The sequence below is a fragment of the Streptomyces sp. NPDC001070 genome (genome assembly GCF_053598835.1).
The window spans coordinates 1-21,132 of record NZ_JBSFLB010000060.1; the positions used below are offsets into that span (position 1 = coordinate 1).

Annotated in this window: 25 protein-coding genes and 1 riboswitch; of the genes, 13 read left to right on the forward strand and 12 right to left on the reverse strand. The window is 73.2% G+C overall.

All coding sequences use genetic code 11. The annotated features are described in order from the left end of the window. Window positions 1-41: 41 nt before the first annotated feature. The 3 genes from ACWDAS_RS39860 to ACWDAS_RS39870 all read right to left on the reverse strand — a co-directional run bounded on the left by ACWDAS_RS39860 (window position 42) and on the right by ACWDAS_RS39870 (window position 1,979). Window positions 42-515 carry a C40 family peptidase gene (locus ACWDAS_RS39860; protein WP_450400703.1) on the reverse strand — a complete coding sequence of 158 codons (474 nt, stop codon included), beginning with the start codon at window positions 513-515 and terminating at the stop codon, window positions 42-44. Between the two features lie 3 nt (window positions 516-518). Further along, window positions 519-678: riboswitch (cyclic di-AMP (ydaO/yuaA leader) on the reverse strand. Window positions 679-1,025: 347 nt separating this feature from the next. After that, complete coding sequence (locus ACWDAS_RS39865; RefSeq protein WP_450400705.1) at window positions 1,026-1,331, reverse strand: hypothetical protein; 306 nt, start codon at window positions 1,329-1,331, stop codon at window positions 1,026-1,028. 6 nt (window positions 1,332-1,337) lie between these two features. After that, on the reverse strand, window positions 1,338-1,979 hold the full coding sequence (locus ACWDAS_RS39870; RefSeq protein ID WP_450400707.1) for an ATP-dependent Clp protease proteolytic subunit: 642 nt from the start codon (window positions 1,977-1,979) through the stop codon (window positions 1,338-1,340). A 76-nt stretch (window positions 1,980-2,055) separates the two neighbouring features. Here ACWDAS_RS39870 and ACWDAS_RS39875 point away from each other — a divergent pair, with 76 nt between their 5' ends. The 8 genes from ACWDAS_RS39875 to ACWDAS_RS39910 all read left to right on the forward strand — a co-directional run bounded on the left by ACWDAS_RS39875 (window position 2,056) and on the right by ACWDAS_RS39910 (window position 7,801). Then, window positions 2,056-2,349 carry a type II toxin-antitoxin system Phd/YefM family antitoxin gene (locus tag ACWDAS_RS39875; RefSeq protein WP_450400709.1) on the forward strand — a complete coding sequence of 98 codons (294 nt, stop codon included), beginning with the start codon at window positions 2,056-2,058 and terminating at the stop codon, window positions 2,347-2,349. Between the two features lie 444 nt (window positions 2,350-2,793). Beyond that, on the forward strand, window positions 2,794-3,096 hold the full coding sequence (locus ACWDAS_RS39880) for an urease subunit gamma (protein WP_450400710.1): 303 nt from the start codon (window positions 2,794-2,796) through the stop codon (window positions 3,094-3,096). 10 nt (window positions 3,097-3,106) lie between these two features. Further along, a complete protein-coding gene (locus ACWDAS_RS39885) occupies window positions 3,107-3,490 on the forward strand; it encodes an urease subunit beta (RefSeq protein WP_450400712.1) in 384 nt (127 codons plus the stop codon). Continuing rightward, window positions 3,483-5,204: an urease subunit alpha gene (locus tag ACWDAS_RS39890; RefSeq protein WP_450400714.1), complete on the forward strand. Its 1,722-nt coding sequence runs from the start codon at window positions 3,483-3,485 to the stop codon at window positions 5,202-5,204. Before ACWDAS_RS39885 ends, ACWDAS_RS39890 begins: the two co-directional genes overlap by 8 nt. 16 nt (window positions 5,205-5,220) lie before the next feature. After that, window positions 5,221-5,895 carry an urease accessory protein UreF gene (locus ACWDAS_RS39895; RefSeq protein WP_450400716.1) on the forward strand — a complete coding sequence of 225 codons (675 nt, stop codon included), beginning with the start codon at window positions 5,221-5,223 and terminating at the stop codon, window positions 5,893-5,895. A 12-nt stretch (window positions 5,896-5,907) separates the two neighbouring features. Further along, a complete protein-coding gene (gene ureG, locus ACWDAS_RS39900; RefSeq protein ID WP_450400718.1) occupies window positions 5,908-6,603 on the forward strand; it encodes an urease accessory protein UreG in 696 nt (231 codons plus the stop codon). Continuing rightward, the gene (locus tag ACWDAS_RS39905; protein WP_450400720.1) at window positions 6,600-7,361 is read left to right on the forward strand and encodes an urease accessory protein UreD; all 762 of its coding nucleotides are present in this window, start codon (window positions 6,600-6,602) and stop codon (window positions 7,359-7,361) included. The genes ureG and ACWDAS_RS39905 overlap by 4 nt, the downstream gene beginning before the upstream one ends. Next, window positions 7,358-7,801 (forward strand): type II toxin-antitoxin system PemK/MazF family toxin, encoded by a 444-nt coding sequence (locus ACWDAS_RS39910; RefSeq protein WP_450400722.1) that lies wholly within the window; start codon window positions 7,358-7,360, stop codon window positions 7,799-7,801. The genes ACWDAS_RS39905 and ACWDAS_RS39910 overlap by 4 nt, the downstream gene beginning before the upstream one ends. Before the next feature lie 80 nt (window positions 7,802-7,881). On the opposite strand, the gene ACWDAS_RS39915 is transcribed toward ACWDAS_RS39910, so the two are convergent. Further along, a complete protein-coding gene (locus ACWDAS_RS39915) occupies window positions 7,882-8,193 on the reverse strand; it encodes an antibiotic biosynthesis monooxygenase family protein (protein ID WP_450400724.1) in 312 nt (103 codons plus the stop codon). Between the two features lie 659 nt (window positions 8,194-8,852). Here ACWDAS_RS39915 and ACWDAS_RS39920 point away from each other — a divergent pair. Beyond that, window positions 8,853-9,206: a hypothetical protein gene (locus ACWDAS_RS39920; RefSeq protein ID WP_450400726.1), complete on the forward strand. Its 354-nt coding sequence runs from the start codon at window positions 8,853-8,855 to the stop codon at window positions 9,204-9,206. A 255-nt stretch (window positions 9,207-9,461) separates the two neighbouring features. Continuing rightward, entirely contained in the window at window positions 9,462-11,057 is a 1,596-nt protein-coding gene (locus ACWDAS_RS39925; protein WP_450400728.1) for an alpha/beta hydrolase, read from the forward strand. Window positions 11,058-11,135: 78 nt separating this feature from the next. On the opposite strand, the gene ACWDAS_RS39930 is transcribed toward ACWDAS_RS39925, so the two are convergent. The 4 genes from ACWDAS_RS39930 to ACWDAS_RS39945 all read right to left on the reverse strand — a co-directional run bounded on the left by ACWDAS_RS39930 (window position 11,136) and on the right by ACWDAS_RS39945 (window position 14,227). Continuing rightward, entirely contained in the window at window positions 11,136-11,498 is a 363-nt protein-coding gene (locus ACWDAS_RS39930; protein WP_450400729.1) for a cupin domain-containing protein, read from the reverse strand. Between the two features lie 9 nt (window positions 11,499-11,507). Further along, a complete protein-coding gene (locus ACWDAS_RS39935; RefSeq protein WP_450400731.1) occupies window positions 11,508-12,335 on the reverse strand; it encodes a TIGR02452 family protein in 828 nt (275 codons plus the stop codon). A gap of 26 nt (window positions 12,336-12,361) precedes the next feature. After that, a complete protein-coding gene (locus ACWDAS_RS39940; protein ID WP_450400733.1) occupies window positions 12,362-13,432 on the reverse strand; it encodes an NAD-dependent epimerase/dehydratase family protein in 1,071 nt (356 codons plus the stop codon). Between the two features lie 78 nt (window positions 13,433-13,510). Then, window positions 13,511-14,227 carry a lysophospholipid acyltransferase family protein gene (locus ACWDAS_RS39945; RefSeq protein ID WP_450400734.1) on the reverse strand — a complete coding sequence of 239 codons (717 nt, stop codon included), beginning with the start codon at window positions 14,225-14,227 and terminating at the stop codon, window positions 13,511-13,513. A gap of 326 nt (window positions 14,228-14,553) precedes the next feature. On the opposite strand from ACWDAS_RS39945, the gene ACWDAS_RS39950 reads away from it, so the two are divergent. Next, the gene (locus ACWDAS_RS39950; RefSeq protein ID WP_450400735.1) at window positions 14,554-15,738 is read left to right on the forward strand and encodes a S1 family peptidase; all 1,185 of its coding nucleotides are present in this window, start codon (window positions 14,554-14,556) and stop codon (window positions 15,736-15,738) included. 2 nt (window positions 15,739-15,740) lie between these two features. Here the strand turns inward: ACWDAS_RS39950 and ACWDAS_RS39955 are convergent, their stop codons facing one another. Beyond that, complete coding sequence (locus tag ACWDAS_RS39955) at window positions 15,741-17,195, reverse strand: MFS transporter (protein ID WP_450400737.1); 1,455 nt, start codon at window positions 17,193-17,195, stop codon at window positions 15,741-15,743. 117 nt (window positions 17,196-17,312) lie between these two features. On the opposite strand from ACWDAS_RS39955, the gene ACWDAS_RS39960 reads away from it, so the two are divergent. Together ACWDAS_RS39960 and ACWDAS_RS39965 are read left to right on the forward strand one after the other, a co-directional pair. Next, window positions 17,313-18,017 carry a TetR/AcrR family transcriptional regulator gene (locus tag ACWDAS_RS39960; RefSeq protein WP_450400738.1) on the forward strand — a complete coding sequence of 235 codons (705 nt, stop codon included), beginning with the start codon at window positions 17,313-17,315 and terminating at the stop codon, window positions 18,015-18,017. 180 nt (window positions 18,018-18,197) lie between these two features. Further along, window positions 18,198-18,449 carry a hypothetical protein gene (locus tag ACWDAS_RS39965; protein WP_450400739.1) on the forward strand — a complete coding sequence of 84 codons (252 nt, stop codon included), beginning with the start codon at window positions 18,198-18,200 and terminating at the stop codon, window positions 18,447-18,449. A gap of 380 nt (window positions 18,450-18,829) precedes the next feature. Here the strand turns inward: ACWDAS_RS39965 and ACWDAS_RS39970 are convergent, their stop codons facing one another. The 3 genes from ACWDAS_RS39970 to ACWDAS_RS39980 form a co-directional block, all read right to left on the reverse strand. Continuing rightward, a complete protein-coding gene (locus ACWDAS_RS39970; protein WP_450400740.1) occupies window positions 18,830-18,991 on the reverse strand; it encodes a hypothetical protein in 162 nt (53 codons plus the stop codon). A 71-nt stretch (window positions 18,992-19,062) separates the two neighbouring features. Beyond that, on the reverse strand, window positions 19,063-20,103 hold the full coding sequence (locus ACWDAS_RS39975; RefSeq protein ID WP_450400741.1) for a hypothetical protein: 1,041 nt from the start codon (window positions 20,101-20,103) through the stop codon (window positions 19,063-19,065). A 32-nt stretch (window positions 20,104-20,135) separates the two neighbouring features. Then, window positions 20,136-21,089 (reverse strand): cytochrome c oxidase assembly protein, encoded by a 954-nt coding sequence (locus ACWDAS_RS39980; RefSeq protein WP_450400742.1) that lies wholly within the window; start codon window positions 21,087-21,089, stop codon window positions 20,136-20,138. Window positions 21,090-21,132 lie beyond the last annotated feature (43 nt).

Consider the following 21,132-nt stretch of genomic DNA (forward strand, 5'->3'; position numbering starts at 1 on the left):
CCCGCGGGGGGGCCCCCCCCCCCCCCCCCCCGCGACCGGGTTCACTTCACCCGGCCGTACCAGACACTGCGGCTCCAGATCTTCTCCAGCCGCACGCGCCCCCCGGGCCTGGGGGAGTGCCAGATCTTGCCGTGCCCCGCGTACATCCCCACGTGGTAGATGCTGCTCCCGTAGTGGAAGAAGACCAGGTCACCACGGGTCCGGGCGGACTTGCGGATGTGCCGGACGCTGTTGTACTGCGCCGCCGCGGTGCGCGGGAGCTTCTTGCCCGCCTTCTTGAAGGAGTAGAAGGTGAGCCCCGAGCAGTCGAACCTGCGGGGGCCGGCGGCCCCGTACTGATACGGCGCGCCCTGCTTGGACGCGGCGATCCTCAGCGCCTTTGCGGAGATCGTCGCCGCGTCGGCCTGCTGGGCGAGATCCGGCAGCACCGCGGGACCGGCCACGGCGGCCGCCGTCAGGGCGGAGGCCGCCCCCAGTCGGCAGAGCACCGCGGACATGGCTGTTGGCGCACTCATGCGCAACCCTTCGTCGTCCGCCTGCGAAGGATGACCTGTCGGGTTCGGGCAGGCGAAGATGCCCGGCCGCGGCTGCGGCTTCACCCCAAGGGAACGGCGACGGTCGCCGGTCCCGTCCTGCTCGGGTCCTCCGCTCCTGCCGATGAGTCGTCGTCGACCTGGCATCCGCGGCGGCGGCAGGATTCGGCGTCCGCGCGGACCGCCCCGCCGGGATGACGGGGGCTTGTCGTCGAAGGGATGATCACCCACCGAAGCGGCCGATTCCCAGCGCAACCGGTCGAATGTGAGTCTGTTCACTACTCACCTATTCGGGTGGACTCCGGGGCGAAGGCCTTCGCCTGACGAGTCGAAAGGAGTCGAACACCTGGGATGGAGCGTCGGATTCCGCGTGTGTGCGGCCATATTGCGCAAGTCGACGCCACTCGGCCGTCCACGGCAAGTACAACGATTGGGCGAGTCCATTCGGTTCGACTTCCCGCCGCCCGAACGGCGCAGTGTCGTGACGCTCCGTCAGTGCCGCTGGGGCGTCGGCAAAGTGACCTGGGTTGTGCGCCGTTCACCGTCCAGTACGCGCAGTGCCCGTTCCATCGTCGCCGTGTGCACCTCGTTCTCGCCACGCAGGTGCATCAGCGTCAGCGCGTCACGCAGCTCCGTCGCCCGCCCCACCAGGGCCTGCGCGGCGCGCAGCGCCCCGTAGGTGTCCCGGGAGCGGGACGGGTTGATCCGGCCCAGCAGGTCCACGACCTCCAGATAGGTGTCGATGAGTTCGCCCTCGGCCCGGGTCAGGGCCGGGAGCGGGGGCAGTTCGGGCACCACGGCCGGTCACCGTACGGCGCGCGGGGCGCGGCCGGCGCTGTCCTTGCGGCTCACCGTCAGCCGGTCCACCAGGCCGTAGGCGAGAGCCGAGGCGGCGTCAAAAATGGTGTCCCGCTCGATGTCGGCCCGGATCCGCTCCGGTTCCCGGCCGGTGTGACGTACCAGCAGCTCCTCCAACTGCTCACGTCGGCGGAGCAGTTCCCTGGCCTGGATCTCCAGGTCCGCCGTGGTGCCCTGGATCGCCTCCGCGAACGACGGCTGGTGGATCAGCACCCGCGCGCCGGGGGTCGCCAGCCGCTTGCCGGGTGCGCCGGAGGCGAGCAGGACCGCCGCCGCCGAGGCCGCCTGGCCGACGCACACCGTCGACACGTCGCAGCTGACGAACTGCATCGTGTCGTAGATCGCGGTCATGGCGGTGAAGGACCCGCCGGGAGAGTTGATGTAGAGCGAGATGTCCTGCTCCGGGGCGGCGGCCTCCAGATGGATCAGCTGCGCCATCACGTCGTTCGCCGAGGTGTCGTCGATCGGTGTGCCGAGCAGCACGATCCGCTCCTTGAGGAGCTTGGAGTACGGGTCCATGGTGCGCACGCCCTCGCTGGTGCGCTCGGTGAACTCGGGCAGGACGTAGCGGGCGGTCGGTCGAAGCATCGCTGCACCTCCGTGGGCATGGGTGCCCGTCCATGTAAAAAATGTACAGGACGTACATCTCGTTATGATGGGGAGCATGGCCCACGAAGTCCCGGTGACACAAGCGCGTGCGGAGCTGGCGGAACTCATCAACCGCGTCGTCTACGGCGGTGAGCGGGTGGTCGTGACCCGCCACGGCAAGCCGTTGATCGCCCTCGTCTCCGCCGCTGACCTGCGACGACTCGAAGAATTGGACGCCGCGTCCGAGGAGGCGGTGGTCAGTACGGTCTCCTCGGTGCGCGGGGTGGTGTCCGCCACGGGCGAACGCGGCCGCTTCGGCATCGCCGCCGAGCACCGGGGGACGACGAACGCCCGCCGCGACGGAGCCTGAGCGGCCCGTCGCGGCGGCCGCCGGTGCGCGTTCGATGAGGCGGGATCCGCCGCGCCGCCCGGCCGGTCACGCGGCGCGACACGGGCGGCGGGTCGCCGGGCGACCGCGGCAGGGCTACTCCAGGGCGGTCGCCGAACCCGTGTCGTACGCCGGGAAGCCGAGACGCCGTGGCATGCTGCCGGAGGACGCCGACCCCGGCAGGGTGGCCCGGACCTTGATCGGCGCCGTCCCTGGGCTCGTTCCCCAACAGGCGATCCTTCCCGACGTGGACGTCGCGAACTTCCGCGGCGGACCGCGCGCTCGCCGGCTTCACCCCGGAGGCCACGAATTAACGCGGACGAAACGCCGCCGAACTAGCCTGCGGCTTCCGGACAACGGAAGAGCGGATCCGCAGGTCGGGGACGCCCCGCGGGCCGTTCACCGGGACGACTGTGAGGTGTGGCCATGCAACTGACCCCCCACGAGCAGGAACGCCTGCTCATCCATGTCGCCGCCGACGTGGCCGAGAAACGGCGGGCCAGGGGCCTGAGGCTGAATCACCCGGAGGCGATCGCCCTCCTCACCACGCACATCCTGGAGGGTGCCCGCGACGGCCGCACCGTGGCCGAACTCATGGCCTCCGGCCGCAAGGTGCTCACCCGGGACGACGTCATGGAGGGCGTGCCGGAGATGATCCACGACGTCCAGGTCGAGGCCACCTTCCCGGACGGCACCAAACTCGTCACCGTCCACGAGCCGATCGTCTAGGAGCCGCCGCGTGATTCCCGGGGAGATCCTCCACGCCGACGAACCGGTCGTGCTCAACGAGGGCAAGCCGGTCACCCGGCTGACCGTGCTCAACTCCGCCGACCGGCCGGTCCAGGTCGGTTCCCACTACCACTTCGCCGAGGCCAACCCCGGTCTCGACTTCGACCGCGCCGCCGCCCGCGGCAAGCGCCTGGCCGTCCCCGCCGGGACCGCGGTGCGCTTCGAACCCGGCATCCCCGTCGAGGTCGAGCTGGTGCCGCTCGGCGGCGCGCGGGTCGTGGCGGGGCTGCGCGGGGAGACCGCCGGCCCCCTCGATCCGGTCGGCCGAACGGACGGAAACGGGGAGACCCCCCAGGCGCCGGCGCCCGGGGAGAAGGGAGACCGCGATGCGTGAGATCTCGCGTGCCGTCTACGCCGACCTGTTCGGGCCGACCACCGGCGACCGTATACGGCTCGCCGACACCGATCTGCTGATCGAGGTCGAGAAGGACCTGTCGGGCGGCGCCGACGGCTCCGGCGACGAGGTCGTCTTCGGCGGCGGCAAGGTGATCCGCGAATCGATGGGACAGTCCCGTGCCACCCGGGCCGAGGGCACTCCGGACACCGTCATCACCGGTGCCGTCGTCCTCGACCACTGGGGCGTGGTCAAGGCCGACATCGGCATCCGCGACGGGAGGATCGCCGCCATCGGCAAGGCGGGCAATCCGGAGACCATGGACGGCGTCCACCCGGACCTCGTCATCGGCCCGGAGACCGAGGTCATCGCGGGCAACGGGAAGATCGTCACCGCCGGGGCCATCGACGCGCACGTCCACTTCATCTCCCCGACGATCGTGGACGAGGCACTGTCCTCCGGCATCACCACGCTTGTCGGCGGCGGCACCGGCCCCGCCGAGGGGACGAAGGCCACCACCATCACGCCGGGGCCGTGGCACCTGGCGCGGATGTTCGCGGCGCTGGAGCACTACCCGGTCAACATCGGCCTGCTGGGCAAGGGCAACACCGTCTCGCACGAGGCGATGCGCTCCCAGCTGCGGGGCGGGGCCGTCGGATTCAAGATCCACGAGGACTGGGGCTCCACACCGGCCGCCATCGACGCCTGCCTGACGGTCTGCGAGGCGACCGGCGCCCAGCTCGCCATCCACACCGACACCCTGAACGAGGCCGGTTTCGTCGAGGACACCCTCGCCGCCATCGCCGGGCGGGGCATCCACGCGTACCACACCGAGGGCGCCGGGGGCGGGCACGCGCCCGACATCATGACCGTCGTCGCCCACTCCAACGTCCTGCCGTCCTCGACCAACCCGACCCGCCCGCACACCGTCAACACCGTCGAGGAGCACCTCGACATGCTGATGGTCTGCCACCACCTCAATCCCTCCGTGCCCGAGGATCTCGCCTTCGCCGAGTCCCGGATCCGGCCGAGCACGATCGCGGCCGAGGACGTCCTGCACGACATGGGCGCGATCTCGATCATCTCCTCGGACTCCCAGGCGATGGGGCGGGTCGGCGAGGTCGTCCTGCGGACCTGGCAGACCGCGCACGTCATGAAGAGGCGGCGCGGCGCCCTGCCCGGCGACGGACGGGCCGACAACCTGCGCGCACGTCGATATGTCGCCAAGTACACCATCAATCCCGCCGTCGCCCAGGGCCTCGACGGCGAGATCGGCTCCGTCGAGAGCGGCAAGCTCGCCGACCTCGTGCTGTGGGACCCGGCGTTCTTCGGCGTCAGACCGCACCTGGTCATCAAGGGCGGCCAGATCGCCCATGCGCAGATGGGCGACGCCAACGCCTCCATCCCGACCCCGCAACCGGTGCTGCCCCGGCCCATGTTCGGTGCGATCGGCGGCGGCCCCGCCGCCAACTCCGTCAACTTCGTGACGCGGACCGCCATCGACGACGGCCTCCCGGAACGCCTGGCCCTCGGGAAGCAGTTCGTCCCGATCCGCAGCACGCGCGGCGTCACGAAGGCGGACATGCGGGAGAACGACGCCATGCCGCGCGTCGAGATCGACCCCGACACCTTCACCGTCCGCATCGACGGTGATGTCGTCGAACCCGCACCGGCCTCGGAACTTCCCATGGCCCAGCGGTACTTCCTGTTCTGAGACGGGAGCGGACACGATGAACCGCGCCGCACTGCTGGTGCTCGCCGACGGCCGCTTCCCCGCCGGGGGCCACGCCCACTCGGGCGGGGCGGAGGCGGCCGTCAAGGCGGGCCGGATCAACGGCCCCGGCACGCTCGAGGAGTTCTGCCGGGGCAGGCTGCACACCACGGGCCTGGTGGCCGCCGCGCTCGCCGCCGCGGCCGCCGCGGGCGCCGACCCGCTCGCGCTCGACGAGGCCGCCGACGCCCGCACCCCCTCGCCCGCGCTCCGGACGACCGCCCGCCGGCTCGGCCGCCAGATGATGCGGGCCGCCCGCGCCGCCTGGCCGTCACCCGAACTCGACACGCTCGCCGCCGCCCGGCCGCGCGGCGCCCACCAGCCCGTCGTGCTGGGCGTCACCGCCCGCGCCGCGGGCCTGGCCCCGCTCGACGCCGCCCACACGGCGGCCTACGAGTCCGTGACCGGCCCGGCCACCGCCGCCGTACGCCTGCTGAGCCTCGACCCCTTCGCCGTGACGGCCGTCCTCGCCCGGCTCGCCCCGGACCTGGACGAGATCGCGGACCGGGCCGCCGAGGCCGCCCACCGCTCGCTGACCGAGGGCACCGGCGCCCTGCCGGCCGCATCCGCACCGCTCCTCGACGTGTACGCGGAAGCGCACGCCCAATGGCCCGTACGCCTCTTCGCCTCCTAGGGGGACGCCCACATGCACCTCGAACACGACCACACCGTCTTCCCCCAGCGGCACACCTACGCCACCTCCGCCGCCCGCCCCGACGGCAGCCGCCGCGCCCTGCGCGTCGGGCTCGGCGGCCCGGTCGGCTCAGGCAAGACCGCCACGGTCGCGGCCCTGTGCCGCGCGCTGCGCGACGAGTTGTCCATCGCCGTCGTCACCAACGACATCTACACCCGCGAGGACGCCGACTTCCTGCTGCGCGAGGCCGTCCTGCCGCCCGAGCGGATCGCCGCCGTGGAGACCGGAGCGTGCCCGCACACCGCGATCCGCGACGACATCTCCGCCAACCTGGAGGCCGTCGAGGAACTGGAGGACACGGTCGGCCCGCTCGACCTCGTCCTGGTGGAGTCCGGCGGCGACAACCTCACCGCCACCTTCTCCAAGGGCCTGGTCGACGCGCAGATCTTCGTGATCGACGTGGCCGGCGGCGACGACATCCCGCGCAAGGGCGGCCCCGGCGTGACCACCGCCGACCTGCTGGTCGTCAACAAGACCGACCTCGCCCCCTACGTCGGCTCCGACCTGGGCCGCATGGCGCGCGACGCGAGGGAGCAGCGCGGCGACCTCCCGGTCGTCTTCACCTCCCTCGTCGCCGAGAACGGCGTCGCCCCCGTGGCCGAGTGGATCCACGCACGGCTGGCGGCCTGGGCCGCGGTCCCCGCGTGACGGCCGTCCACGCCTCCGCGCGGATCACCGCGGTCCCGGACGGCCGGGGCGGCACCGCTCTGCCCGAACTCACCGGCGAGGGGCCGCTCGCGCTGCGCCGTACGCGCTCCGCCGACGGCCGGGCGGCCCGTGTCACGGTCGTCGGCGCCATGACCGCCCCGCTCGGCGGCGACCGGCTGGCCGTGCACGTCACCGTCGAGCCCGGGGCCGTGCTGCACGTGGACGCGGCGGCGGCCACGGTGGCGCTGCCCGGCCGCACCGGGGAACGGGCGCGGTACGACGTGCGCCTGACCGTCGGTGAGGACGCCGAGCTGCACTGGCTGCCGGAGCCGCTGATCGCCGCGGAGGGCAGCGACCTGCGCATGACGACGACGGCCGAACTCGCCCCGGGCGCCCGCCTCGTGCTGCGCGAGGAGCAGATCCTCGGCCGGGCGGGAGAGCGGCCGGGCCGGCTCGCGACCCGTCTGACGGTGCGGATCGGCGGGCGGCCGCTGCTGGACCAGGAGCTCTCCTTCGGGCCCGGCGCGGCCGGCTGGGCCGGGCCCGCGGTCCTGTACACGCACCGGGCGGCGGGCCAACTGCTCCTGGTGGACCCGGCGTTCGGCGAGAAGCCGGTGGAGGCACGGATTCCGGCCCGGGACGCGGAACAGGGCGAGGCCGTGCTGACCCCGCTCGCCGGGCCGGGGGCGCTGCTGACCGCCGTCGCCCCGGACGGGCTGTGCCTGCGCCGGCTGCTGTCGGCTAGCGTGGCCCCGTGACGTCGATAGACACCGAGAACCCGGGCCGCTACGGCCCCAGCGCGACCACCGAGGCAGAGCCGGAACAGGTCGGTCCCGTCCGCACCGAGTACGCGCCCGACCACGACGGCGACCCCGATCCGGGCGAGATCGTCTGGACCTGGGTGCCCTTCGAGGAGAACGACGGCCGCGGCAAGGACCGTCCGGTCCTCGTCGTCGCGCGCGAGCGGGCCGACACCCTGCTCGCGGTGCAGTTGTCCAGCAAGGAGCACAACGACGACCGAGAGTGGGTCGCCATCGGCTCCGGCCCGTGGGACAAGTCCGGCCGCCCGTCCTGGGTCAACGTCGACCGGGTGCTGCGCGTGCACCCGGACGGCATGCGCCGCGAGGCGTGCGCGCTGGACCGGGGCCGCTTCAACATCGTCGTGAACCGGCTCAAGGAGCTCTACCGCTGGCGGTGACGCGCCGCACCGGCGTGCGCAACTGACGCGCACACTGCGGCCGGCCCCCGGGACGGGCACCGTCCCGGGGGCCGGAGGCGTCAGGACGTCAGGTCGGTGACGACCGTGTACTGCGCCGACTCGTGTTCCAGCACGCGGTCCCGCATCCCGGCGCGCCGCGCCTTGAAGTCCTTGCTCTGCACGAACGCGAGGTACTGCTCGAGCGACCGCCACTCGCTGGTCACGATGAAGCTGTCCGGGTCGGCGACGGACCTGCACAGCTGGGAGCTGATGAAGCCGTCCGCCGTGGTGATGTCGCGGTGCACGAGATCGTATGCCGCCGCATACTCGTCTCCGGAGCCTTCCTGGAGCCGAATCCGCAGAACGACGCGTGTCTTCGGTGTGCTGTTCATGGGACCTCGATCCTTGGGGCGCGAGGGCCGTGCGCACGCCGCAGTCGCGCCGAGCAGGGGTACGGGTCCGTGCTCAGGACGATGGCGTGGGGCCCGGACGGGCCGCTGGACCGCACGGGGCGGTGCGGGAGCCGTGTGGCAGGCGCCGTCGAGCGCGAGTCCCGGGACGGTCGCCCGGGGCGTTCGCCCCGTCCATCCCCGGGGGAGATGGGGCGCCCTGATACCGCCGTCCCTCGACTGTGCCGCCATCACCCGGGCGGCGCAAAAGGCGGTGGGCCGAACGGGTGAGGGCGCGCCCGCGCGCCCCTGCGGGACAGGGGTTCCGGTCAGCAGGCGATCAGAACCGCCACCGCCCGCCCACGCCGCCGTGGTGCAGCACCTCCGTACGGGGGACCGGCCGCGGCGCGGTCAGCGGCACCGCGGCGACGCCCGCCGCCCCCTCGGCCACGGTGAGCGGCAGAAGGGCGGGGCCGAGCCCGGCCCGGACCAGCTCCGGTACCGCCCGGACCTCCGGCCCCTCGTGCCGTACCCCCGCCCGGTAGCCCCTCCCCGGCGGCCGCCGGGTGCAGCAGCGCCGGAGGCACCGCGGCGGACGGGGCGTCCACCCACACGGCGTCCGCGAGGCCGGCCGGCCGCAGCCCGCGTCTGCGTGCCGGCGGATGGTCCCGCGTCAGTACGACCGCCGGATCCTCCTCCGCGCGGCGCACCTCGTGCAGTGGACCGGCCTCCGGCAGCCGCAGCGGGGCGCCGGCGCCGCCGTGCCGTCCACGAGCCCGAGGTCCCGGCGCCGGGGACGGCGCGCTGATCGTGCCGCTCGCCTTCTCGCTGTTCGGTCACGAGGGCGCCTCCGGCTGATCGCCGGCTCGCGCGCGCAGCGGCTGCCCGGCGCCGCGGACACCGTCGAGCGCTACCACCGTGCCTTCGGCCCCGACCGCGACCGGCTCGACGGCCTGACCGCCCACGGCCTGCGTTTCACCGGCCACGACCCCGGCGGCGAACCTCGGGCCGCCTAACTCCCGGACCACCTGTTCTACTTGACGACCCTGTTCCAGCCGGAGCCGGCAGGCGACGGCTCCGTGCCGCACCCGTTCGTGCGGGGCCCGGCCGAGGCGGCGGTGGCGCACGTCGTCAACCGGAGGGCCAGTCTCATGGATTGGTAAAGAAACACTCATAAGATCTTCTCCCGGAGGCCCCCGGGACGAAAGGATCCCCTTGCAGTTGCGTGATCAGGCCGCCACGAGCGGCACCAACAGCAGGGGGAGTTCATCGTGAGACGCACAGCCGTGCTCGGGCTTACCGCAGCCCTGATAGCCGGCACCGTCGCCGCAGCAGCGCCGCAGACCGCGATCGCCCGCAGCGCGCCGACCCACGGACACGGCGGCACCGCCGAGGCCTACGGGGTACGGATCGCCGCCGCGCGCGCCGCCCAGGCGGGCATCGACTGGGCCGCGTGCCCGGCGGACTGGGGCATCGCGACCCCCGTCCAGTGCGGCTGGGTGACCGTCCCGGTCGACTACAGCCGGCCCTTCGGCAAGACGATCAAGATCGCCGTCGACCGGATCGGCAACACGGGCACCGCCGCCGAGCGCCAGGGCGCCCTGATCTACAACCCGGGCGGTCCCGGTGGCTCCGGCATGCGCTTCCCGCTCCGCGTGACCACCAAGAACCCCATCTGGGCGGCGACCGCCAAGGCCTACGACTTCGTCGGCTTCGACCCGCGCGGCGTCGGCCACTCGGCGCCCATCTCCTGCGCCGACCCGCAGGAGTTCGTCAAGGCGCCCAAGGCCGACCCGGTGCCGGACAGCGAGGCCGACAAGCGGGCGCAGCGCAAGCTCGCGGCGGAGTACGCCGAGGGCTGCAAGGAGCGCACCGGCGCCGCGATGCTGTCGCAGATGACGACGGCCAACACGGCCCGCGACCTCGACGTGATCCGCGCCGCGCTCGGCGAGCGGAAGCTCAACTACCTCGGCGTGTCCTACGGCACCTACCTCGGGGCCGTCTACGCCACGCTCTTCCCGTCGCACGTGCGCCGCATGGTCGTCGACAGCGTCGTCAACCCGGCCCGCGACCAGATCTGGTACCAGAACAACCTGGACCAGGACGTCGCCTTCCAGGGCCGCTGGGACGACTGGAAGGCGTGGGTCGCCACGTACGACTCCGTCTACCACATCGGCGACACCCCGGCGAAGGTCCAGGCGAAGTGGGAGCAGCTGCGGGCCACCGCCAAGGCGAACCCCATCGGCGGCGTGGTCGGCCCGGCCGAGCTGCTCGGCCTCTTCCAGAGCGCCCCGTACTACGACTCCGCGTGGGCGACCGTGGCCGGCGTGTGGAGCAAGTACCTCGCCGGTGACACCCAGGCCCTGGTCGACGCCGCGGCCCCGGACCTGTCCGACACCACGGGCAACATCGCCTCGGAGAACGGCAACGCGGTCTACACGGCGGTGGAGTGCACCGACGCCAAGTGGCCGCGCGACTGGCGCACCTGGGACCGCGACAACACCCGGCTGCACGCCAAGTACCCCTTCCTGACATGGTCCAACGCTTGGATGAACCTGCCGTGCGCCACGTGGGGCGTCCCGCAGCAGAACCCGGTGGAGGTGCGGACGGGCCACGGTCTGCCGCGCGTCCTGATCGTCCAGAGCACCCGTGACGCGGCGACCCCGTACACCGGCGCCGTCGAGCTGCACAAGCGGCTCAAGGGCTCGCTCATGATCACGGAGAAGGGCGCCGGATCGCACGGCGTCACCGGTCTGGTCAACCCCTGCATCAACGACCGGGTGACCGGCTACTTCGTGTCGGGCACCCTCGACGGCTCCGACGTGACGTGCGACCCGCACGCCACGCCGGTGCCGCCCACGAGCTGACCCGCCGCAGCGCACGTACGGACGGCCCCGCCGCGCCCTCAGGGCACGGCGGGGCCGTCCGGCGTTCCGGGGGCGGGGCTATTCCAGCCGTACGCCGGTCGTGCCCGCCTCCTCGTTGCCGTCGCCGGTGTTGACCGTGCCGCGCGGCTCGAACATCAGGATGCGGGTGCCCTGCTCGGCGCGCGGCCGGTGCGGGACTCCCCTGGGCACGGTGAACACCTCGTGCGGGCCGAGGCTCACCGTGCGGTCCGGCAGCTCCAGGTGCAGCCGGCCCGCGAGGACGAGGAAGAACTCGTCGGTGTCCGCGTGGGCGTGCTCCTCGAAGTCGCCCTCGACATTGGCGACCTTGACGTCGTAGTCGTTGACCTCGGCGAGGACGTGCGGCAGCCACTTCCGGTCCACGGCGTCCATCACGGTGTCGATGTTGCGCTTGTCGTCCATGAGACTCCTCTACCCGGGGAAGGCGGCGGCGAAGGCCGCCCGGGTGGGCGAGTCCGCGCGCCGGTCCAGCACGGCGAAGACCACTCGGCCGAAGCGGCCCGCGAAGCGTCCGCCCGGCCCGAGATGGGCCCGGAAGGCGGCCGCGACCCGCACCGGGTCGTTGCGGAAGACCCCGCAGCCCCACGCGCCCAGCACCAGCGACGGGTAGCCGTGGGCCGCGGCGACCTCGAGCACCCGGCCGGCCCGCACCAGCAGCGCGGCGGGCACCCGTCCGGCCGCGTCGGGATCCTGACCGAGGATCACTCCCGCGTTCGGGGCGGCGGAGGTCAGGAAGCCGGCCGTGAAGGGCTCGTCGAGCAGGACGCCGTGCTCGTTCCGGAAGACCGGGACGGCGGGGGAGTGGATCACCCGGTCGCTGTAGAAGGGGCTGCGGTCGGCCCGGTGCCAGTCGTAGAACTCCCGTGCCGCGAGCAGCGTCGTGTAGAGCGCCGAGGCGCGGCAGAGCGCCTCCTCCTGGGCCTGCGCCCCGTTGAGGTAGCCGCCGCCGGGGTTGCGCGCCGAGGCGAAGTTCAGCACGGCGACGGCCGCGTCAGGAGTCTCCCGGACCAGGCGGCGCGCTGCGTGCAGACTGTCCTCGCCGGTCACCTCGACGACCGTGGACCCGCCGCCCCGGCCGGGGCCCGGATCGACCGGTCCGGGGCCGTACATCCGCGTCCCCTTCACGGCCCGCGCGACGGCGTCCGTGATCTCCACGTCCACGCCGCGTGCCGTGCGGTACCGGCCCGCCGCGACAATCGCCTCCGTCTCCCGGGCGACGGCCCGCAACCGGGCACTCATGTTCGATCCTTTCGCACGCCCCGAGGCTAGTTCGGGTCCCGCGGCCCGGCGAGCGGTTTTCCGGCGGCGAGCCAGCGGTCCTCGGCCTCGTAGTCGAACAGGTCGCCGAACCGGTCGTACGTCGAGGCCAGTACGGGGAACGCCTCCCGCCAGTCCCGTCCGCCGAGCCGCTCGACCAGCCCTGCGACGCTCTCCGGCAGGGACTGCGTGTAGCCGGTCACGGCCCGGTAGCCCAGCTCGCGCTCGGCGGCCGCCATGTCGAGCACGAAGGGATGCCGGGTGCTCCACGGGGTGTCGCCGACGTTCTTCGCCGGAGGAGGGCCGTCCACCGGGAAGGTCTCCGCCTCGTGGCCCAGCACCGCGTCGATCGCGTCCGCGATCTCCGCCACCGTCGGGGCGTACGGGTCCCCCGCGTTGAGTACGCGGGAGCCGGGGCGGCGGGCTGCGAGCCGCACCAGCTCGGCCAGGTTCGCGGAGTGCACCGGGTGGAAGCGGCTCGCGCCGTTGTAGGCGAGCACGCGGAACGGCCGCCGGTCCACGGCGCGCTTGACGAAGTACAGCTCCCTCGGGCGCAGATCGTGCGGGCCGTGGATCGCCCCGGCGCGCAGCAGCGTCACGGGCAACCGCTCGCCCGCCGAGAGGAGTTCACGCTCCAGCGCCACCTTGCGGGTCGAGTAGCTGCGCTCGCCGGGGGCCAGGACGGCCTGCGCCTCCGTGACGGGCACCGGGAAGGCGGGGGCGCCCTCCGGTTCCTCCTGGGTGTCGAGGCTGCGCCCTCGGCCGTCCTCGTAGACGGAGCAGCTGGACACCACGACCGCGGAGCCGACGCGGTCGGCCAGGCCGGTCAACTGCCGGGCGTGCTCAGGCCCGTACGCCACGCAGTCCAGCAGCACGTCGCAGCCCTCGCCGAGCGCCGCGCCCAGCGCCGCGGTGTCCTCCCGGTCGACGGCCACCGTGCGCACGCCGTCGGGCCATCGCGGGTCGGCGCCGCCGCGCCGGGAGGCGGCCCGCACCTCCCAGCCGTCCCCGGCGAGGGCGCGCACCGCCGCCCGCCCGATCTGTCCCGTGGCCCCGATCACGAACGCTGTTCCCGTCATGGCAGGGACGCTAGGCGGTCCGGGGGCGGCGGGACCAGGGGTGTTCGCCGTGCGCGGATCCGCCGAGGGCGCAACCGGTCAGGCGCTGCGGCGCAGCCGGGAGCCGATGCCGGACTGGCCCTGCTGCTCCGCCTTGACCTCGGCGGCGTAGCGGTCGACGTACTCCTGGCCGGACAGGGCGAGGATCGCGTACATGATCTCGTCCGTCGCGGAGCGCACGACGTAGCGCTCGTTGTCCATCCCGTCGAAGCGGGAGAACTCCATGGGCTCGCCGAAGCGGATGGTCACCGGCTTGATGCGGGGCAGGCGCCGCCCGGTGGGCTGGATCTCGTACGTGCCGATCATCGCGCAGGGGATCACCGGGACCCCCGCACGGATCGCCATCGTGGCGACGCCGACCTTGCCCTTGTAGAGGCGTCCGTCGTGGGAGCGGGTGCCCTCGGGGTAGATGCCGAGCAGTTCGCCCTTGCGGAGCACCTTCATGCCCTCGCGGATCGCCGACTCGCCGGCCTTGCCGCCGGAGCGGTCGACCGGGATCTGCCCGATGCTGCGGAAGAAGGCCGCGGTCAGCCGCCCCTTGAGGCCGGTGCCGGTGAAGTACTCGGCCTTCGCCAGGAAGGTGATCCGGCGCGGCAGGATCGCGGGCATCAGGAAGTGGTCGGAGAAGGACAGGTGATTGCCCGCGACGATCGCCGCCCCCTCCTCCGGGATGTTCTCCATGCCCTCGATCCTCGGGCGGAACAGCAACCGCAGCAGCGGGCCGAGGATCACGTACTTGAGCACGTAGTAGAACACGGGCTGACTCCCAACTGGCGCCGGTCGGCTCCGGGGCGGCGTTCTGCCAGGTCACAACGCGATTCGCGGATGGTCAGTCTAGGCGCGGGAGACACCGCGCGTCACCGGGACCGCACGGGCGCGGCCCGCGGCGGGTGGGCGGGGCGCATTTCGGCCGCTCCTGACGGCGATGGCGGTCAATCCGCGGGCGGGTGACGGCCACTGACGGCGCGGTTGGTATGGACATGACTCATCGTCACCTCTAGGCTCGCGGCGACGTCAGTCGTGAGAGCGCTCTCAAGCCATCCCCTGTTCCACCTCCTCCCACACCAGTTAGGGGAACTGCCATGAGACGCAGGACCAGCGCGCGTGCCGCCCTGTCCGCGCTGCTCGTACTGGCGGGCCTGGGCGCGAGCTCCACCGCGCTCACCCCCGCCGCCGCGTCACCGGCCTCCGGGGCCGCCCCCGCCGCGGGCCCGGCCTCCGCCGGCCTCGTCCGGGCGCTCGCCGGCGACCTCGGCCTGACCGACGACCAGGCACGCCAACGCCTGCGCGACGAGGCCGCGGCCACCCGTCTGGAGCCCACGGCGCGCCGCGCCGCGGGCGCGGACTACGGCGGCTCCTGGTTCGACGCGCACAGCGGCGCACTCGTCGTCGCCGTGACCGGCGACCGCTGGGCCGCCGCCGTCCGAAGGACCGGGGCGGCCGTGCGGGTCGTCGAGCACCGCGCGGGCGAACTCGACGCGGCCAAGGCCGTCCTGGACCGCGCGGCCAGGGCCGGGACCGCTCCGGCGGCCGTGACCGGCTGGCGCGTCGACCCCCGGGCCAACCGTGTCGTCGTCGACGTGCGCAGCGGCTCCCAGGACACCGCCGCGGTGCGCGCCTTCGTGGCCCCCGCCCGGCGGGCCGCACCCGGCGCCGTCGTCACCTCGGTACGCCAGGCCGCGCAGGCACCGGCGACGCTCGCCGCGGGGACGGTCGGCGGGGACCCGTACCACAGCCACAACATCCGCTGCTCCATCGGCTTCTCCGTGTACGGCGGCTTCGTCACCGCCGGGCACTGCGCCCAGCTCGGGGCCGCCGTGTACGGCTGGGACGGCTCCTACGTGGGCGCCTTCCAGGGCGGCACGTTCCCCGGCAACGACTACGGCTGGGTCAACGTCGGCAGCGGCTGGTGGACGGTCCCGGTGGTGCTGGGCTGGGGCACCGTCCCCGACGCCCTGGTGCGCGGCTCCGCCGAGGCGCCGGTGGGGACGTCGGTCTGCCGCTCCGGGTCGACCACGCACTGGCACTGCGGCACGATCCTGGCGAAGAACGAGACCGTCAACTACAGCCAGGGCAGCGTGTACGGCCTGACCAAGACGAACGTGTGCGCGGAACCGGGCGACTCCGGCGGCTCGTTCATCAGCGGTGACCAGGCCCAGGGTGTGACCTCCGGAGGCTGGGGCGACTGCTCCTCCGGCGGTCAGACCTGGTTCCAGCCCGTGAACCCGATCCTGTCCCGTTACGGACTGACCCTGCAGACCGCCTGATCTCAGTGCCCCGTCGCGCCTTCGCGGGCGCGGCGGGGCATCAGGAAGGCGGCCGCCAGCGCCGCGACGAAGGCCGCCGCGGCCATGAGTGCCGTCCACTGGGTGGCGGGCACGGTGCCCCCGTCGGCCGCGTAGGAGAAGAACGCCGTGCCGAGCACCGCGACGCCGACCGAACCGCCCAGCTGCTGCACGGCGTTGAGCACACCCGAGGCCGAGCCCGTCTCGCGCTCCTCGACGTCGGCGAGGGCGATGTCGAAGAACGGCGCCATGACCAGGCCCATCGCGAAGCCGTTCACCAGCAGCGCGGGCAGCAACTGCCACGTCGTCGCCCCGTGACCGGCGAGGTGGACGGTGAGCGCGAGCGCGGCGACCCCCGCGGCGGACAGTGCGAAGCCGGCCTGGATGGTGCCGCGGCCGTACTTCGGGCCGAGGACGGCACCGGAGAGGATCGCGCCGATGACGGTGCCGGCGGACCAGGGGATCATCGAGGCGCCCGCGTGCAGGGCGCTGTAGCCGAGGCCGACCTGCAGGTGCAGCGTGAGCACGAGCATCAGCCCGCTGACCGCGGCGAAGAAGACGACGCCCACGACGAGGGCGGCGGTGAAGCCGCGGTGCCGGAACAGCCCTGGTTCGACCAGCGGTGAACCGCCCCGCGCCACCAGCCGCCGCTGGTACCGGGCGAAGAGCCCGAACACCGGCAGCGCGCCCGCCATCGACAGGTACGTCCACAGCGGCCAGCCCAGGTCGCGGCCCTGAACCAGCGGGTACACCAGCATCAGCACACCGAGGCTGACCAGTGCCGAACCCGGCAGGTCCAGCCGCGGGGCGTGCGGTGCCCGGCCCTCGGGCAGGATGCGCAGCGCGGTGACGAAGGCGGCGACGCCGAGCGGGACGTTGATCAGGAAGACCGCGCGCCAGCCGGAGCCGAACAGGTCCGCGTCCGTCAGGAATCCGCCGAGCACCGGTCCGGCGACCGCGGCGAGCCCCATGACCGGCCCGAAGGCGCCGAAGGCCGCGCCCTGCTCCTGCGGTGGGAACATCCGCCTCAGGATACCGAGGCCCTGCGGGACCATCAGCGCGGCGAACACCCCTTGGGCGGCCCGCCCGCCGATCAGCATCCCCGCCGATCCGGCGGCGGCGCACAGCGCGGAGCAGACCGTGAACCCGGCGAGGCCGACCAGGAACATCCGGCGGCGGCCGACGATGTCGCCGAGCCGCGCCCCGGTGATCATCAGCACGGAGAAGGCCAGCGTATAGGCGGCGGTGATCCACTGGATCTGCGTGGAGCTGCCGCCGAAATCGGCGCGGATCGAGGGCGAGGCGACGCCGACGATCGTGGCGTCGAGCAGGTCCATGATCTCGACGGCCAGGATCACGGCGAGCCCGAGCCTGCGCAGGGGGTGGCCACCGGACGTGGCCTGGGCTGTCGGAGGGGAGAGGGCTGCTTCAGTGCTCACGGGCGGTTCCTTCGAGTGGGCGAACGGCGTTCGTTTAAGACGAACAGTGTTCTAAAAGGCGAACGTCGTTCGTGTCAAGTACGCTGTCCGTGTTCCGCACCTGGAGGTACGCAGCACGTGTCATCGGTTCCCGTCCCGCCCTGGCGCGCCGAGCGCAGGAAGGCCCCCCGCCGCAGCCTCAGCCGCGAGGCGATCGTCACCGCGGCCCTGCACGTCGTCGGCACCGAGGGCCTCGACGCGCTGAGCATGCGCCGCGTCGCCCAGGAACTGGACACCGGCGCCGCCTCGCTCTACGCGCACGTCGCCAACAAGGAGGAGCTTCTGGAGCTCCTCCTCGACCGCATCCAGGCCGACGTGACCCGCCCCGAGCCCGATCCGGAACGATGGCAGGAGCAGATCAAGGACATGGCCCGGCAGGGCCGCCGCATCCTGGTCGCCCACCGCGACCTGTCCCGGGCCGCCATCGGCCAGGGCATCCCCTTCGGCCCCAACGCCCTCCTCAACGCCGAGGCCATGCTGGGCATCCTCAAGGCCGGCGGCCTGCCCGACCAGGTCTGCGCCTACGGTGTGGACGCGCTGGTGCTTTTCATCACCGCCACCGCGGTCGAGGAATCCCTGCGCGCCCAGGGCACCGGCGGGACGGAGACCACGCTCGCCGAGCAGATCGCCCGCGTCCGGGAGTACTTCGTCTCACTGCCGCCCGCGAGCTTCCCGCACATCACGGGCATGGTCGACGCGCTGATGCGCGACGAGGGCGACGAGCGCTTCGAATTCGGCCTCGACCTCCTGGTGTCCGGCCTGGCGCGCCACGCGGCCGCCTGACGGCGGGGTCCCGATCCACGGCCGGCGCCGGCCGAGGCGTGGCCGGCCCCGCCGGTCCCGTGAACGGCGGGGCCCTGGCTCGCGAGCGTGACGGCGGCGGAAGGTTGGGGCCGGTCCCGGCAGCCCTCCCCGAAGCCCTCGCGTGAGCTGCACCGTCGCGAAGCCAGGGCAGGCGATCCCGTGAAGAGCAGCGAAGTGCGCCATGCGGGACGGCCGGAGTCGTTCCGCGACCTGCTCTTCGTCGTGCTGGTGGCGCAGCCCGCCCATCCGCTCCTGGCGCGACCGGGCTGGGAGGCGGGGCTGCGGCTGCCGCCGCTCTTCCTCCCGGCGTGGTCGGTGCGGGGCGGCTCGACTCTCCACCCGAACCTGGCGGGGGAGGCCGAGGCCGAGCGGGCCTGGACGTGCTCCCGCAGACGGCGATCCTCACCGTGATGGCCGGCGCGGCGACACCCGCGGCACACGGACACGTGGCGTTGTTCGCCGGCGGGTACGCGACGACTGGAGCATCGCACTGGTGCCGGCCGGCACCAGGACACGGGTGGTGCAGACCTACCGGATGAGGGACACCCCTCGCTGGTTCCGATGGACCGTGGGCGCAGTGGTCCCGGCGCACCTCGACCGGGTGGCGCGCTCACCGGGGACCTGCGTCGGATCGGGACGATCGCCGCCCGCGACCGGCACGGCGCCATGACGCGAGGCTGAGGGCGAGCGGGTCGCCTCGGCGATGACCCGTGCCCGTGCCCGTGCCCGTGACCGCTGTGAGCACGACGCCGGGCGCCCCGACCGCGACCGCCGCGCACCCGGCACGGTCCTCACCGGGGCGTGCGTATCGCGAACACCCCGATCGTGGCCAGGGTCAGCACGACCCAGGCGAACCACACCCACCCGTTCGGGCCCAGGGCAACCGTGTACGCGGTCGCGGCGACCAGGCAGGCCACCGTGCACGCGATCATCGCCTTCGCAGGTGCGGGCATCCGCGGCCTCCTCCCCGGGGGCCGCGGGGCGGCGGCCCGGACTCCATGGTCCCGCCGCCGCCCGCCGTGCGCTACCAGTCGCCGTCGGTGACCTGACCCTCGTCCTTGAGCTGCTTCACCTGGCCGGGGTGCGGCGCCACCCACGGCGACTCGTCCTCGCCCAGCCAGTCGCCGACCGGCTTCACCTGTGCGAGCGTGTCCGGGGCCGCCAGGTCCTCGGCGTCGGCGTCGTAGTAGTCGAACCACGGGAGTCCCGCCGCCGTGTACGCGGCACGGTTGACGGGGGAGGGAGGGGGCGCCTCGCCCGTGATGCGGCGCCATTCCGGCGCGGTCGTCAGGTGGACGAAGACCCGGCCCGAGGGCCCCTCGCGCCAGTCGGAGGGCTTGCGGTCGTCGCGGTACACCTCCTGCCGCATCCGGCCGCCCGCGCCCAGCCCCATCGCGGCCGCACGACGGGGAGCGCCCCCCGGCGCGGGCGGCGGGGCCGCCGCGGGGGCCGCCGGCGCGGCCATCGGCATCGCCGCCGGATATCCCCCGTACCCCCCGAACGCCCCGCGCGACACATTGACCCGGCGCCGCTGCTCGGCCTGCCATGCCGCCAGCTGCTCCTCGCCGAGCTCGAACACCTGCAGCTGAACCCCGCCCCAGACCTCCTCGCCGGAGACCTGGCCCTCGACGGTGGCGCCGAGTCCCAGGGGCACGGCCACGAACTGCCGGATCGTCCCGGAGCCGGAGTTGATCCCGTCCAGCCAGGGCTGGCGCGGCAGGACCACGTAGTTCTGCGGGTCCTGCGACAGCCGGTCGCTCCAGGGCCGCCCCGACACCGCGCACACCTTGCCGACGCCCACCTGGAGGGCGGCGGGGGCCGAGGCGGAGAAGCTGAGCCACATGGCCTCGCGCTGGTAGACCGGCAGCATGACGCCGCCGCGGGCGAGCCACTGCTCGGGCGCGGTGTCGGGGAAGTCGGCGACCCGGCGCAGCGGGAAGGCGCCGATCCCGGGTGGCAGTGGGTGCGTTCCTGTTTCCGGCAGCCGCAATGTGCGCATGAAGCGCACCGTCACGCCGCCCGGCAGCTGCAGCGCGTCGCCCGATATCCGTACCTGGTCGCCCATCGCGGGCCTCCCTTCGCGGCGGGCGGGCCCGGTCAGCCGCGACCCCGCGCCTCCAAGGATGCCAAGTACGCGTTGTAGGCTGCCAGTTCCGCGTCGCCGTCACGGTCCGCGGCACGGTCCTTCCGGCGCGCCTGGCGCTGGTCCGAGGTGTACCACTGGATCAGCAGCGCGACGAGCACGATCACCGACGGGATCTCGCTGAACGCCCACGCGATGCCGCCCGCCGCGGTCTGGTCGCCCAGGGCGTCGATCCCCAGGGATGCGGGCGGGTTCTTGAAGGCGCCGATCATCGGCTCGCTCGCCATCATCAGGGCGATGCCGAAGAAGGCGTGGAACGGCATCCCCGCGAACAGCTCCAGGATGCGCATCACATGGCCCGGCCGGTTGGGTCCGGGATCCACGCCCATGATCGGCCAGAAGAACACCAGGCCCACGGCGAGGAAGTGCACCATCATCGCGATGTGCCCGGCCCGGCTGCCCATCAGGGTGTCGAACAGCGGGGTGAAGTAGAGCCCGTACAGGCTCGCGATGAACAGCGGGATGGTGAAGGCCGGGTGGGTGACGACCTGCATGTACCGGCTGTGCAGCAGCGCGACGAGCAGCTCCCGCGGGCCCTTGCGTCCGCGCCCGGCCGTCGGCAGCGCGCGCAGCGTCAGGGTGACCGGTGCGCCGAGCAGCAGCAGGATGGGGGAGACCATGCTGACGACCATGTGCTGCACCATGTGGACGCTGAACATGACCATGCCGTAGTCGTTCAGCGCGGTGCACATCACCAGGGCGATGGACAGCACACCCGCCGTGAAGGCGACGATCCGTCCGGCCGGCCAGCGGTCGCCGCGGCTCCGCAGTCGTACGACTCCCCAGCCGTAGAGCGCGAGCGCGAGCAGACAGCCGGCCAGGAAGACCGGATCCCCGCTGAACTCGAGCCCCCGGCCGAGGGTGAACGGCGGGAGCTCCGTCGTCATCCCGTGTCCGCCGTGGTCCATCCCGTCACTCTCCTGTCGTGCCTGCCGCATGCCCCGCGCCGTC